The following is a 12,976-nucleotide window of genomic DNA, read 5'->3' as shown; positions in this document are numbered from 1 at the left end:
TTCGTCCCGTGACCACAGCATGAAAATCAAACGATTCGTCGCCGCCGACATGCGCTCGGCCATGAACCTGGTGCGCAAGGAACATGGTCCTGATGCCGTGATCCTGTCCAACCGCCGGATCGAGGAAGGCATCGAGATCGTGGCCGCCGCCAACTACGATGAGAGCGCCGTACAGCGCGCCCTGGAAGCGTCGCGCCGCGACGTGGCACCGCCGCCCGCGCCGAAGCCGCGCAGCGCGGCCGACGCAGTGATCGCCGCGGTCACCCGCCGTCGCAGCGGCACCCCGGCACCGGAGCCGGTGGCCGCCACCACCTCGGCCGTCGCCGCTCTGGCCCGCGCCGCCGTCGGCGCTACCGGCCGCACCCTGGACAGCGCCGACGAGATCGTGCCGACGCGTGGCAGCACCGGCTTCGCCTCCACCCTGGCGCGTGCCGCCGTCAATGAAGCGACGCTGCCGGAACAGATCTTCGCCCCGTTTGCCGACGCCATCGTGGCGCCCTCGCCTGCGGCAGCCGCGCCGGTGAACCGCGCCCGCTTCCAGATCGACCCGCCGCTGGAAGACAGCGCGCAGATGCCGGCAGTGACGCCGCCGCCGTTGCCGGTTGCACTGCAGGCCACCACGGCCCCCGAAGACGAAGCCTCACGCGCGCCGGTTGCCGTGCAGCCGACCGAGGCTGCACCGGCACCGATGCCGGCGCTGGCGCCAGCACCCGCGCTGACCCTGGTCGCCGATGACGCCGAGATCCGCCACCTGCGCCAGGAAGTGGCCGGCATGCGCCAGGTGATCGAGCGCGAGATGAACCGCTTCACCGACGAGCGCCTGCGCGGTAGTCCGGTGCGCGCTACGGCACTGGACCTGATGGACGAGTACGGCTTCGATGCCGGCATCGCCCGCGACGTGGCCATGCAGATCCCGCTGGAAACCGAAGCGCATCGCGGCCGCGGCCTGATGCTGGGGCTGATCTCGCGCAAGCTGCCGATCGCCCCGGTCGATCCGATGGAGGAAGGCGGCGTGATCGCCCTGGTCGGCCCGACCGGCGCCGGCAAGACCACCACCATCGCCAAGCTGGCCTCGCGCTTCGCCGAAGCCCATGCCGCCCGCGACGTCGCCCTGGTCACCACCGATACGATGCGCATCGGCGCCCGCGAACAGCTGTACGGCTACGGCCGCCAGCTCGGCATCGCCGTGCACGAGGCCAACAGCGGTACCGACCTGGACCAGCTGCTGGAACGCCTGAAGGACTACAAGCTGGTGCTGATCGACACCGCTGGCCTGGGCCCGCGCGACCGTGCGCTGGCCGCCCAGCTGCAGTGGCTGCGCGCCGCCCGCCAGGTCCGCACCCTGCTGGTACTGCCGGCCAACACCAGCTTCGGCGACATGGACGAGGTGGTCCGCCGCTTCGGCGCGGCCAACCTGCAGGGCCTGGTGCTGAGCAAGCTGGACGAGACCGGCCGCTTCGGCAACGCCCTGTCGGTGGCGGTGGACCACAAGCTGCCGATCACCTGGGTGACCGATGGCCAGGACGTCCCGGACGACCTGCACCGGGCCAGTGCAGCCAATCTTGTACTTCGCCTTGAAGATTTGCGCCGCGCGGCCGATATGCCCTGCAACCCGGAGTTGAACCATGCCGTCGCGTGAGTACGCCAAGCTGACCACCACCTTCCCGCTGACGGCGACCCGCAGCGAGCCGCTGGGCCCTGTGCGCACGATTGCCGTGACCGGCGGCAAGGGCGGCGTCGGCAAGACCAACGTATCGGCCAACCTGGCCGTGGCGCTTGCCGGAATGGGCAAACGCACCCTGTTGCTGGACGCCGACCTGGGCCTGGCCAACATCGACGTGATCCTGGGCCTGAGCCCCACCAACACCCTGGCCGACCTGGTCGCTGGCCGCTGCAGCCTGGATGACGTGATCATCGAAGGCCCGAACGGCGTGCTGGTGGTACCGGCTGCGTCCGGCCGCCGGCACATGGCCGAGCTGGCCCCGGCCGAGCATGTCGGCCTGGTCAACGTGTTCTCCGAACTGGAGCGCGAGCTGGACATCATGGTGGTGGACACCGCCGCCGGCATCACCGACGGCGTGCTGACCTTCTGCCAGGCCGCGCAGGACACCGTGGTGGTGGTCTGTGATGAACCGGCCTCGATCACCGACGCCTATGCGCTGATCAAGGTGCTGTCACGCGAACGTGGCGTGGACCGCATCCAAGTGGTGGCCAACATGGTGCGCGACCCCAACGAAGGCCGCGTGCTGTACGAGAAGCTGACCCGCGTCTGCGAGAAATTCCTCGCCGATGTCTCGCTGAACTACCTCGGCTGCGTGCCGCAGGACGACTGGCTGCGCCTGTCGGTGCAGCGCCAGCAGCCGGTGGTGAAGGCCTATCCGTCCAGCCCGTCGGCACTGGCGATCACCGAGATCGCCCGCCGCACCGCCCGCTGGCAGGCACCGACCGAGCCGCGCGGGGGCGTCGAGTTCTTCCTCGAACGCATCATCAAGCAGCGCGGGGTGGCCGCATGAAAGGCGCCGCCCAGTACAGAGAGGTCCAGCGCACGGCGGCCAACGAGGTCATCGCCCAGCACTCGGACCTGGTGCGGCGCATCGCCCACCATCTGGCCGCACGCCTGCCGGCCAGCGTTGAGGTGGACGACCTGATCCAGGCCGGCATGATGGGCCTGATCGAAGCCTCGCGCAGCTACGACGCCGACCAGGGCGCCTCGTTCGAGACCTACGCCTCGATCCGCATCCGTGGTTCGATGATCGATGAGATCCGACGTGGCGACTGGGTACCGCGTTCGGTGCACCGCCGTGCGCGTGACGCTGCGGCCACCATCCGCCGCCTGGAGCAGAGCACCGGCCGCGCCGCGAGTGCCACCGAAGTGGCCGCCGCGATGGAGATGCCGCTGCCCGAGTACCTGCGCCTGATGGAGGACGCCTCGCGCGGCCAGGTACTGAGCCTGGAGTCGCGCATTGAAGACCAGGGCGAGCTGGACACCGTCGCCCAGGGCGGCCCGACCCCGCAGCAGGTGTTGGAGCGCGGTGAATTCGGCCGCGAGCTGGGCAATGCCATCGGCCACCTGCCCGAGCGCGAACAGCTGGTGCTGTCGCTCTACTACGAGCAGGAACTGAACCTGAAGGAGATCGGCGCAGTGCTCGGCGTGAGCGAGTCGCGGGTCTGCCAGATCCACGGCCAGGCGGTCCTGCGCCTGCGTGGCCGACTGAAGATTTTCGAGGCGGCCGACGCCGGCCTCGAGAGCTGATCAACAAAGGAACTCTGCTTTGAACAAGAACATGCGCATCCTGATCGTCGACGATTTCTCGACCATGCGTCGTATCGTCAAGAACCTGCTGGGCGATCTGGGCTTCACCAATACCGCCGAAGCCGAGGACGGGCATGCCGCGCTGTCGCTGCTGCAGAGCCAGCCGTTCGACTTCGTGGTCACCGACTGGAACATGCCGGTGATGACCGGCATCGAACTGCTCAAGGCCATCCGTGCCGATGCCAAGCTGAAGACCCTGCCGGTGCTGATGGTGACTGCCGAAGCCAAGCGCGAGCAGATCATCGAAGCGGCGCAGAACGGCGTGAACGGTTACATCATCAAGCCGTTCACCGCACAGACGCTGGAAGAGAAGCTCGGCAAGATCTTCGAACGCCTGGCGGCCAGCGCTTGATGGATACCACGGTCGACAAGAGCGCCCTCGCCCTGCGCCTGCAGGAAGCACTGGATGCACTGGAATCCGGCGACGAGGCGGCGTGGCGCCAGCGCATCGACGGCCTGGTCGCGCTGCGCACCCAGCCGATGATGAGCGGCCTTTCGCGGCTCGCCCGCGAGCTGGGCCAGGCGCTGGGCGAACTGCCGACCGTGCCCGATGAAGCCGGCGAGCTGGACGATGCCTGCGCGCGCCTGGACCACGTGGTGGCGATGACCGAACAGGCCACCCACCGCACCCTGGACCTGGCCGAAGAGTGCCGCAGCCTGACCGAACAGCTGCGCGCCGACGGCCTGCAGCCGGGCCAGGACGTACAGCTCGACCGCATCCGCCACAACCTCACCGAGATCGCCCTGACCCAGAGCTACCAGGACCTGACCGGGCAGATCATCCGTCGCGTGGTGGGCATCGTCCGCCGCGTGCACGAAGGCTTCGGCGCGCTCGGCCTGCCGCCGGAACAGCATCGCACCGATCCGGAACTGGCTGGGCCGGCACTGAAGGGACTGGACCGCCATGCGGTCTCGCAGAACGACGCCGACGACCTGTTGTCGGATCTGGGGCTGTAACCATGGGCGCAGTAGCCGACGACATCACTGCCGATTTCATCATCGAGGCCCAGGAGATCCTGGATCGCCTCGGCGAACAGCTGGTGTCGCTGGAACAGGCACCGCAGGACAATGAACAGCTCAACGCGGTGTTCCGCGGCTACCACACGCTGAAGGGCGGCGCAGGTTTCCTCGGCATCACCGCAATGGTCGAGCTGTGCCACGCCGCCGAGGAAGCGCTGGGCGCCGCACGCGCCGGCCAGGCCGTCCTGCAGGCGCATCACTTCGATGCCGCCCAGCAGTCACTGGATTACCTGCAATCGATGCTTGACGCGGTGTCTTCGGGCACCGAGCCGGGCTTTGCCCCGCCCGAACTGGTCGCCCAGTTCGACGTGCATGGCGGCGGCGCTGCCGCGCCTGCGGCCGCGACGCCGGGTGCGGGCGGCGGCGACCTGATCACCGACGACGAATTCGAGGCCCTGCTCGACCAGCTGCATGGCGGCAAGGCGCCGACAACCGTGGCGGCGGCGAAGAAGGCCGACGACATGATCAGCGAGGACGAGTTCGAGGCATTGCTCGACCAGCTGCACGGCGGCGCCGCCCCGGGCAGCAACACCACCGCAGCGGCTGTTGCGGCACCGGCACCGCGACCGGCGCCCTCGCCGGCCCCGCCCGCTGCCAAGCCCGCACCCAACAAGCCTGTCGCCGAAGCCGAACACACCGTGCGCGTGGACACCAAGCGCCTGGACGCCATCGTCAACCTGATCGGCGAACTGGTGCTGTCACGAAACCGGTTGAAGACGCTGCGCACGCGCCTGCGCGACGAAGAACTGGACCGCGCCGTGTCCACGCTGGATATCGCCACCGCACGCCTGCAGTCGGCGGTGATGCGCACCCGCATGCAGCCGGTCGGCAAGGTGTTCTCGCGCTTCCCGAAGGTGGCGCGCGACGTTGCGCGTTCGCTGAAGAAGGAAGTGGACCTGGAACTGATCGGCGCCGAAACCGAGCTCGACCGCAACCTGGTCGAAGCGCTGGCCGACCCGCTGGTGCACCTGGTCCGCAACGCCATCGACCATGGCGTGGAAATGCCTGACCTGCGCGAAGCGCAGGGCAAGCCGCGGATGGGCCACGTGCGCCTGTCGGCACAGCAGGAAGGCGACTACGTCAGCATCGAAGTGCAGGACGACGGTGCCGGCATCGATCCGGAAAAACTGCGCGCCAAGGCGCGCGAGAAGGGCCTGATCGATCCGGAAGCCGCCGCCCGCCTGAGCAGCGAGGAATGCCTGCACCTGGTGTTCCTGCCGGGGTTCTCGACCAAGCAGCAGGTCACCGACATTTCCGGCCGCGGCGTCGGCATGGACGTGGTGCAGTCACGCATCCGCGAACTGAGCGGGCAGATCCAGATCCAGTCGGAACTGGGCCGCGGCAGCCGCTTCATGATCCGCGTACCGCTGACCCTGGCGATCCTGCCGACCCTGCTGGTGCAGGCCGGCGAAGACGTCTACGCGCTGCCGCTGGCCCGTGTGATGGAAGTGCTGCATGCGCCGCGCACCTCGCTGGGCTGGTTCGACGGTCGCGCCGTGCTTGACCGTCGCTCGCACACGCTGCCGCTGGTGGACCTGCGGCAATGGCTGGATGTGACGCCGGCCGCCTCGCCCCTGCTGACGATCGTCGTGCTGCAGGCCGGTGAAGCACGCTTCGGGCTGGTGGTGGACCAGGTGCGCGGCCGTGAGGAAGTGGTCATCAAGCCACTGCCCAGGGCCCTGCGCGGCCTGCGCGGTTATGCCGGTGCAACCTTGATCGGCGATGGTCGCATGGCCCTGATCCTGGACGTGGATGGGCTGCGCTGAAGCCCGCCGGGCATGGCCCGGCGCTACCGGAAACGGCCCCGCAGGGTAGCGCCGGGCCATGCCCGGCGACCCGAAAACTGTGACTACCGTCTGTACACGACCTACCGGTGTCTCAAGTCCCATTCATACAAGCCGATACCGGACCCATGGATAGACTCAGCCTCATTGGACTTTTCCTCGCCCTGGCCTCGCTGGTCGGTGGCAGCATCCTCAAGGGCGCCGGCCTGGCGTCGTTGTGGTCGCCTGCGGCGTTCGTGATCGTCATCGTCGGCACCATCGCCGCCATCCTGCTGCACACCTCGCCAGCGGTGTTCAAGCACGCCTTCAAGATCGTGCGCTGGGTCGTGCGGCCGCCGCACAGCGACCGTCGTGAACTGATCCAGCAGATCGTGGAGTGGAGCAACATCGCCCGCCGCCAGGGCCTGCTCGGCCTGGAATCGCAGGTGGAAGCGCAGCAGGACCCGTTCCTGCGCAAGGGCCTGCAGCTGCTGGTGGACGGCGTTGAACCCGAATCGATCCGGCACATGCTGGAGATCGAACTGGGCAGCCAGGAGCACCAGGACCAGGCCGCTGCCAAGGTCTTTGAAAGCATGGGCATCTATGCGCCCACGCTGGGCATCATCGGCGCCGTGCTCGGCCTGATCGCGGTGATGAAGAACCTCGCCGACCCGAGCAAGCTCGGCCACGGCATCGCCGCCGCGTTCACCGCCACCATCTACGGCATCGCCTCGGCCAACCTGCTGTTCCTGCCCATCGCCGCCAAGCTGAAGGGCGTCATCGCCCATTCCAGCCGCGACCGCGAAATGGTCATCGAAGGCCTGATCTCGATTGCCCAGGGCGAGAACCCGCGCAACATCGAAACCAACCTCTCCGGCTTCCTGCACTGACATGGCCCGCCGCAAGCACCACGAAGAGCACGCCAATCACGAGGCATGGGCCATCCCCTATGCCGACCTGATGACGCTGCTGCTCGCCTTCTTCGTGGTCATGTACGCAATCTCCTCGGTCAACGAGGGCAAGTACCGGATCATGGCCGACGCCCTCACCGATGCCTTCGGTGGTGCGCCGCGCACCATCAATCCGGTGCAGGTGGGCAACAAGCAGGTGCAGGGCGGCGGCTGGGACAGCCCGTCGGTGATCAAGTCCGGCACCAAGATCGGGCCGTCCGCTCCCGCGCCCTCGCACGACCCCACCCTGCTGCCGGCGATGGCCTCGCAGATGCGCATGCCGGTGTCGGTGCACGACCAGGAACAGATCGCGCGTGCCGAGCGCCAGCTCAACAGCATCGCCGACCGCCTGACCGCGGCGCTGGCGCCACTGATCGACCGCGGCATGATCAGCGTGCGCCGTACCGAACTGTGGATCGAAGTGGAGATCAACAGCGACATCCTGTTCCCGACCGGCTCGGCGGCGCTGGACGTGCATGCGCGCGACACCCTGGCCAGCCTGGCCGGCGTGCTGCGCGACGTGCCCAACAGCGTTCGCGTGGAAGGACACACCGACAACGTGCCAATCGCCACCGCCACCTTCCCGTCCAACTGGGAACTGTCGGCCGGGCGCGCGGCCAGCGTGGTGCATCTGTTTGCCGACCAGGGGCTGCAGCCATCGCGGCTGGCGATGGTCGGCTACGGCCAGTTCCGCCCGCGCGAAGCCAACGACACCGCACAGGGCCGCAATCGCAACCGGCGGGTGATGGTCATCATCCTGGCCGACACCAGTCATTCGGTGGACCCGCTCGGCGAGCGCCTGAATGCCGCCACCGGCGCTGCCCGCGGCGCCAGCAAACAGGCCGCCACCGCACCGGCCACCACCCCCACTTCCCCCATCGCACCGGTGCAGTTGCCACCGGTGCCGGCTGGCAGCCGTGTCGGCGCCGCCGTTCCCCCGGCAATGAAGGAGTAATCCGATGCGCATCTGGGCAGTCGCCAACCAGAAGGGCGGAGTCGGCAAGACCACCACCACCCTCGCCCTCGGTCGCGGCCTGGCCGCGCTCGGCCACCGCGTGCTGCTGATCGATCTCGATCCGCATGCCTCGCTGACCCGCGCCTTCGGCGTGCCGATCGAGCCGGCACCGACCGGCGTGCTGGAACTGTTCGGCGCACCGCCGGCCGACCTGTCCGCGCTCAGCCATGCCAGCAACATCGGCGGACTCGATTACGTGTGCGCACAGGCCTCACTGGCCACGCTGGAACGACGCAGCGCCAACCAGCCCGGCCTCGGCCTGGCCCTGCAGAACGCGCTCGCCCGCCACCAGGGCCAGCACGACTACATCCTGCTGGACTGCGCACCGACCTTGGGCCTGCTGATGATCAACGCACTGGCCGCGGCCGATCGCCTGATCATTCCCACCCAGGCCGAGCCGTTGGCCCTGCACGGCCTGGATGGCATGGTCCGCACCGGCGAGATGGTCGAGCGTTCGCGCCGCCGGCCGCTGCCGATCTCGATCCTGCCGACGCTGTTCGACCGCCGCACCCGCACCGGCAATGAATCGCTGCGCGCCATGCAGGACCGCCACGCAAGCCGCGTCTGGGAAGACGCGATTCCGATCGACACCCGCATCAGCAACGCGGCCGGCCTGACCCTGCCGAGCATCGGCGAGGACTACCCGGGACGCGGCCTGGCGGCCTATCGACGCGCGTTGAACTGGATCCTCGGTGAGGACGCACGTGCCCTGGAGCAGGCAGCATGAACACCACCGGCATGCTGGACGACTATCTGGACGAGCTGCTAGGCGACATTGCCGCCACACCGGTCGCCGCTGATGCCGCGCCACGCCCGACGAGCGCAGCGGCCGACGGCGAGCGCGAGCCGACCTGGGACGATCTGCCGGCGGAAGTGATCTACGAAACCGACGCCGTCGCAGCCGTCCCGGCCAACGATGATGCGGCGCTGGAAGCCGCCTTCGACGCGGCCGCCACGCCTGCGGCCGACGCCGAACGCGAGCCGACCTGGGACGATCTGCCGGCCGAGGCCATCTACGAAACCGACGCCGTCGCAGTGGCCCCGGCCAGCGACGATGCTTCGCTCGAAGCTGCCTTCGCCGCCGTTGCCACGCCCGCGACCGATACCGGGCGCGAGCCGACCTGGGACGATCTGCCGGCAGAAGTGATCTACGAAACCGACACCGTCGCAGCCGCTCCGGCCAACGATGATGCGACGCTGGAAGCCGCCTTCGACGCTGCTGCCGCACCTGCCGCCGACGCCGACCGCGAGCCCACCTGGGACGATCTGCCGGCCGAGGTTGTCCATGAAACCGCGCCCGTGGCCACTGCCGCTGTCGCACCGCCCGCGCCGGAACCCACCTGGGATGACCTGCCGGACGAAGTGATCTACGAAACCGACGCCGCCGACAGCCTGGCGCACACCGACAGCCCCGGATTGCAGGCCGCCTTCGAAGCCGCCGCCGACGGCGAGGTGGTTGCTGACATCGCTGCGCCGGCCGTTGCCAAGGCCGCCGCGCGTCCCGCACCAGCACCGATGCCATCGATGACCCGCGCCGCTGTCGCACCGCCGCCGCAGTTCGCGGTGGACACCCCCTCCAGCAACCGCCCCGGTTCCTGGCAGGAGCTGCAGGCCCAGGCGCATCAGCCCGCCAGCAGCCCGCATCCGCAGAATCGCCGCGCCGGCGAACGCACGTCGCGTTGGCTGCGCCTGCGCTGTGGCACCCAGGCCTACGCGCTGGAACTGCTGAAGGTGCAGGAAGTGGTGCTGCCGGTGCCGTTGCTGCCATTGCGCGGCACTGCCCCGGAAATGCTCGGCATCATGAACCTGCGTGGCCAGGTGGTGCCGGTGATGGATCTCGGCCTGCACCTGGGTGCGGCCTCCGCCGAGGATGACGCGCAGACCCGCATTGTCGTGCTTGAAGAGAACGGCGAGACCCTGGGCCTGCGTGTGTCGGCCGTGGAGGACGTCGCCAACCTGACCGACTCGCAGATCGAGCCACCCGATACCGCCCGCATCTGCCAGATCTCCAATGAACTGTTCCGTGGCGTGGCCCGCATCAGCCAGCGGCCGATGATCCTGCTCGACGCCACGCAGCTGCTGGGGTGAATCCGTGCTCTGAATCGGCGCGCAGCGCCGATACCCCTAAAGAACCGCCCCACGGTGCCGTTATGAATGCTGGAACCGTTTGTCCGGAGCAACGATGAGCACTGTCGAACTGGGTGAGGATCTCGGCATCGAGAGCAGCACCGAGCTCAAGAACCGCCTTTCGCCCTTGGTGGCGGAAGCAGGCGAGCTGACCCTGGATGCAAGCCAGGTCGGCCGCATCCACACCGCCAGCGTGCAGGTGCTGTGCGCCTTCGTGCAGGCCCGCCGCGAGGCAGGCCTGGGCACCGGCTTCCACGGTTGCACTGCAACCTTCCGTGACGCTGCACGCCTGTTGGGCGTCACCCAGGCCCTGGGCCTGGACGTACCCCATGACAACCTGAAATCTGTGGAGAACGCTGCATGAGCGCACGTATCTTGGTGGTGGACGATTCGGCGTCGATGCGCCAGATGGTTTCCTTCGCCCTCACCTCGGCCGGTTTTGCCGTCGAAGAAGCTGAAGACGGCGCGGTCGCGCTCGGACGTGCCAAAGGCCAGCGCTTCAATGCGGTGGTCACCGACGTCAACATGCCGAACATGGACGGCATCGCGCTGATCCGCGAACTGCGCCAGCTGCCGGACTACAAGTTCACGCCGATGCTGATGCTGACCACCGAGTCGGCAGCGGACAAGAAGTCCGAAGGCAAGGCCGCCGGTGCCACCGGCTGGCTGGTCAAGCCGTTCAATCCCGAACAGCTGGTCGCCACCGTGCAGAAAGTGCTGGGCTGATCGCCCCGCACTGCTCCCCCTCTTCGCTTCCGGATCGCCACTGCCATGAGCATGGACCTGCAACGCTTCCACGCCACCTTCTTCGAGGAGAGCCGCGAAGGCCTCGACGCCATGGAGGCTGGCCTGCTGGCCCTGGAATCGGGACAACAGGACCCGGAGATCATCAACTCGGTGTTCCGTGCCGCCCACTCCATCAAGGGTGGCGCAGGCACGTTCGGCTTCGATGCCATCGCCGGGCTGACCCACGTGCTGGAGACGCTGCTCGATGAGCTGCGGGCCGGCAAGCGCGCACTGGAAGGCAACGCCGTCGATGCGATGCTTTCGTCGGTGGACGTACTGCGCGCCCTGTTGCGCGAGGCCGAGCATGGCCAGCCCGCCGATCCTGCAGCGGTTGCTGCGGTGAAGGCGCGCCTGGAAGCGGTGCTGTCCGGACAGGCGCCCGCCGCCGCTGCACCCGCTGCCGCCAGCAAGGTGGACGACACGCCGGAAGCCTGGCAGATCGGCTTCACCCCGGCACCGTCACTGTTCATGAGTGGCAACGACCCGTTGCGCATCATCCGCGAACTGGAACACCTGGGTTCGCTGCAGGTGGCCGCGCGCATGGATCGCCTGCCCGGCTTCGCCCAGCTCGACCCGCTCGAAGCCCACCTGGCGTGGGACCTGGGCCTGGTCGGCAAGGTGCCGCGCAGCAAGATCGAAGATACCTTCGCCTGGGTGCTGGACGACTGCGAATTGGACATCCGTCCGGCCGCACCGCCAAGCCTGGCCACCCAGGCACCGGCCGCCGCGCCGGTCGCTGCCCCTGCGCCCGCCGCTGCCGCACCGACGGCCAGTACCGGCGCCAGCCAGGAAGCAGAAACCTCCATCCGTGTCAGCGTCGACAAGGTCGATGCACTGATCAACCTGGTCGGTGAGCTGGTCATCACCCAGGCCATGCTCAAGCAGGTCTCGCACGCACTGGACCCTGTGCATGCCGAGAGCCTGTTCGCCGGCCTGGACCTGCTTGAACGCAATACCCGCGACCTGCAGGAGGCCGTGATCGGCGTGCGCATGCTGCCGGTCGACGCAGTGTTCCGCCGCTTCCCGCGCCTGGTCCGCGACCTGTCCGGCCGCCTGGGCAAGCACGTCCGCCTGCGCACCATCGGCGAAGGCACCGAGCTGGACAAGGGCCTGATCGAGAAGATTGCCGATCCGCTGGTGCATCTGGTCCGCAACTCCATCGACCACGGCCTGGAAATGCCCGACGTGCGTCGCGATGCTGGCAAGGACGAGACCGGCACGATCACCCTGGCGGCCTCGCACCAGGGCGGCCACATCGTCATCGAAGTCAGCGACGATGGCCGCGGCCTGAACCGCGAGAAGATCCTGGCCAAGGCGCAGGAACGCGGCCTGGCCGTACCGGACAACCCCACCGACTCGCAGGTCTGGGACCTGATCTTCCAGCCCGGCTTCTCCACCGCCGATGCGGTCACCGACCTCTCCGGTCGTGGCGTGGGCATGGACGTGGTCCGCCGCAACATCCAGGCGCTCGGTGGCGAGGTGCAGATTGAAAGTGGCCTCGGCACCGGCACGCGTACGCTGATCCGGCTGCCGTTGACCCTGGCCATCCTCGACGGCATGACCGTGGCGGTGGCCGGCGAAACCCTGATCCTGCCGCTGGCCTACGTGCTTGAAGCACTGCAGCCGCAGCCCGACGACATCCGCAGCATGGCCGGCGAAGGCCGCGTGCTGCGCGTGCGTGGCGAATACCTGCCGATCCTGTCGCTGAGCGAGTACTACGGCTATGGCCAGCGCGCACCCGGCAGTGAATCGCTGGTGGTGGTGGTTGAAGGCGATGGCCAGAAGATCGCGCTGGAAGTGGACGAACTGGTCGGCCAGCAGCAGGTCGTGGTGAAGAACATCGAGAACAACTACCGCCGTATCGGTGGGGTTTCCGGTGCCACCATCCTCGGCGATGGTCGCGTCGCCCTGATCGTCGACATCGGCGGCCTGGTGCGCTCGCTGCGGGTGCCGCAGGCCGCCTGATCTGCGCTACACGTTGTACCTGACCGCCGCCCTCCGG

The 12,976-nt window shown here is 68.3% G+C and carries 13 protein-coding genes; all 13 read left to right on the top strand.

Annotated elements, in window-relative coordinates; translation table 11 throughout:
• Positions 1 to 19: 19 nt before the first annotated feature.
• The 13 genes from flhF to ACUXVE_RS18180 all read left to right on the top strand — a co-directional run bounded on the left by flhF (position 20) and on the right by ACUXVE_RS18180 (position 12,939).
• Positions 20 to 1,639 (top strand): flagellar biosynthesis protein FlhF, encoded by a 1,620-nt coding sequence (gene flhF / locus ACUXVE_RS18240; protein ID WP_093818244.1) that lies wholly within the window; start codon positions 20 to 22, stop codon positions 1,637 to 1,639.
• On the top strand, positions 1,626 to 2,513 hold the full coding sequence (locus ACUXVE_RS18235; RefSeq protein WP_025878980.1) for a MinD/ParA family ATP-binding protein: 888 nt from the start codon (positions 1,626 to 1,628) through the stop codon (positions 2,511 to 2,513). Before flhF ends, ACUXVE_RS18235 begins: the two co-directional genes overlap by 14 nt.
• On the top strand, positions 2,510 to 3,253 hold the full coding sequence (locus ACUXVE_RS18230) for an RNA polymerase sigma factor FliA (RefSeq protein WP_025878979.1): 744 nt from the start codon (positions 2,510 to 2,512) through the stop codon (positions 3,251 to 3,253). The genes ACUXVE_RS18235 and ACUXVE_RS18230 overlap by 4 nt, the downstream gene beginning before the upstream one ends.
• A 19-nt stretch (positions 3,254 to 3,272) precedes the next feature.
• Complete coding sequence (cheY, locus tag ACUXVE_RS18225) at positions 3,273 to 3,665, top strand: chemotaxis response regulator CheY (RefSeq protein ID WP_005413247.1); 393 nt, start codon at positions 3,273 to 3,275, stop codon at positions 3,663 to 3,665.
• A complete protein-coding gene (locus ACUXVE_RS18220; protein WP_025878978.1) occupies positions 3,665 to 4,270 on the top strand; it encodes a protein phosphatase CheZ in 606 nt (201 codons plus the stop codon). The genes cheY and ACUXVE_RS18220 overlap by 1 nt, the downstream gene beginning before the upstream one ends.
• A 2-nt stretch (positions 4,271 to 4,272) precedes the next feature.
• The gene (locus ACUXVE_RS18215; RefSeq protein ID WP_222389706.1) at positions 4,273 to 6,099 is read left to right on the top strand and encodes a chemotaxis protein CheA; all 1,827 of its coding nucleotides are present in this window, start codon (positions 4,273 to 4,275) and stop codon (positions 6,097 to 6,099) included.
• A gap of 146 nt (positions 6,100 to 6,245) precedes the next feature.
• The gene (locus ACUXVE_RS18210; protein ID WP_025878976.1) at positions 6,246 to 6,986 is read left to right on the top strand and encodes a flagellar motor protein; all 741 of its coding nucleotides are present in this window, start codon (positions 6,246 to 6,248) and stop codon (positions 6,984 to 6,986) included.
• A 1-nt stretch (position 6,987) separates the two neighbouring features.
• The gene (gene motD, locus ACUXVE_RS18205) at positions 6,988 to 8,001 is read left to right on the top strand and encodes a flagellar motor protein MotD (protein ID WP_445514914.1); all 1,014 of its coding nucleotides are present in this window, start codon (positions 6,988 to 6,990) and stop codon (positions 7,999 to 8,001) included.
• Positions 8,002 to 8,005: 4 nt separating this feature from the next.
• Positions 8,006 to 8,788, top strand: coding sequence for a ParA family protein (locus ACUXVE_RS18200; RefSeq protein WP_093818241.1), 783 nt, complete (start codon positions 8,006 to 8,008; stop codon positions 8,786 to 8,788).
• A complete protein-coding gene (locus ACUXVE_RS18195) occupies positions 8,785 to 10,149 on the top strand; it encodes a chemotaxis protein CheW (RefSeq protein WP_445514913.1) in 1,365 nt (454 codons plus the stop codon). The genes ACUXVE_RS18200 and ACUXVE_RS18195 overlap by 4 nt, the downstream gene beginning before the upstream one ends.
• A 94-nt stretch (positions 10,150 to 10,243) precedes the next feature.
• Positions 10,244 to 10,552 carry an STAS domain-containing protein gene (locus tag ACUXVE_RS18190; RefSeq protein ID WP_059064119.1) on the top strand — a complete coding sequence of 103 codons (309 nt, stop codon included), beginning with the start codon at positions 10,244 to 10,246 and terminating at the stop codon, positions 10,550 to 10,552.
• Positions 10,549 to 10,914, top strand: coding sequence for a response regulator (locus ACUXVE_RS18185; RefSeq protein WP_025878971.1), 366 nt, complete (start codon positions 10,549 to 10,551; stop codon positions 10,912 to 10,914). The genes ACUXVE_RS18190 and ACUXVE_RS18185 overlap by 4 nt, the downstream gene beginning before the upstream one ends.
• Positions 10,915 to 10,959: 45 nt before the next feature.
• The gene (locus tag ACUXVE_RS18180; protein WP_025878970.1) at positions 10,960 to 12,939 is read left to right on the top strand and encodes a chemotaxis protein CheA; all 1,980 of its coding nucleotides are present in this window, start codon (positions 10,960 to 10,962) and stop codon (positions 12,937 to 12,939) included.
• Positions 12,940 to 12,976: the final 37 nt, after the last annotated feature.

Source organism: Stenotrophomonas sp. 3(2025), assembly GCF_052665395.1.
This window is presented reverse-complemented; position numbering and strand designations above follow the sequence as displayed.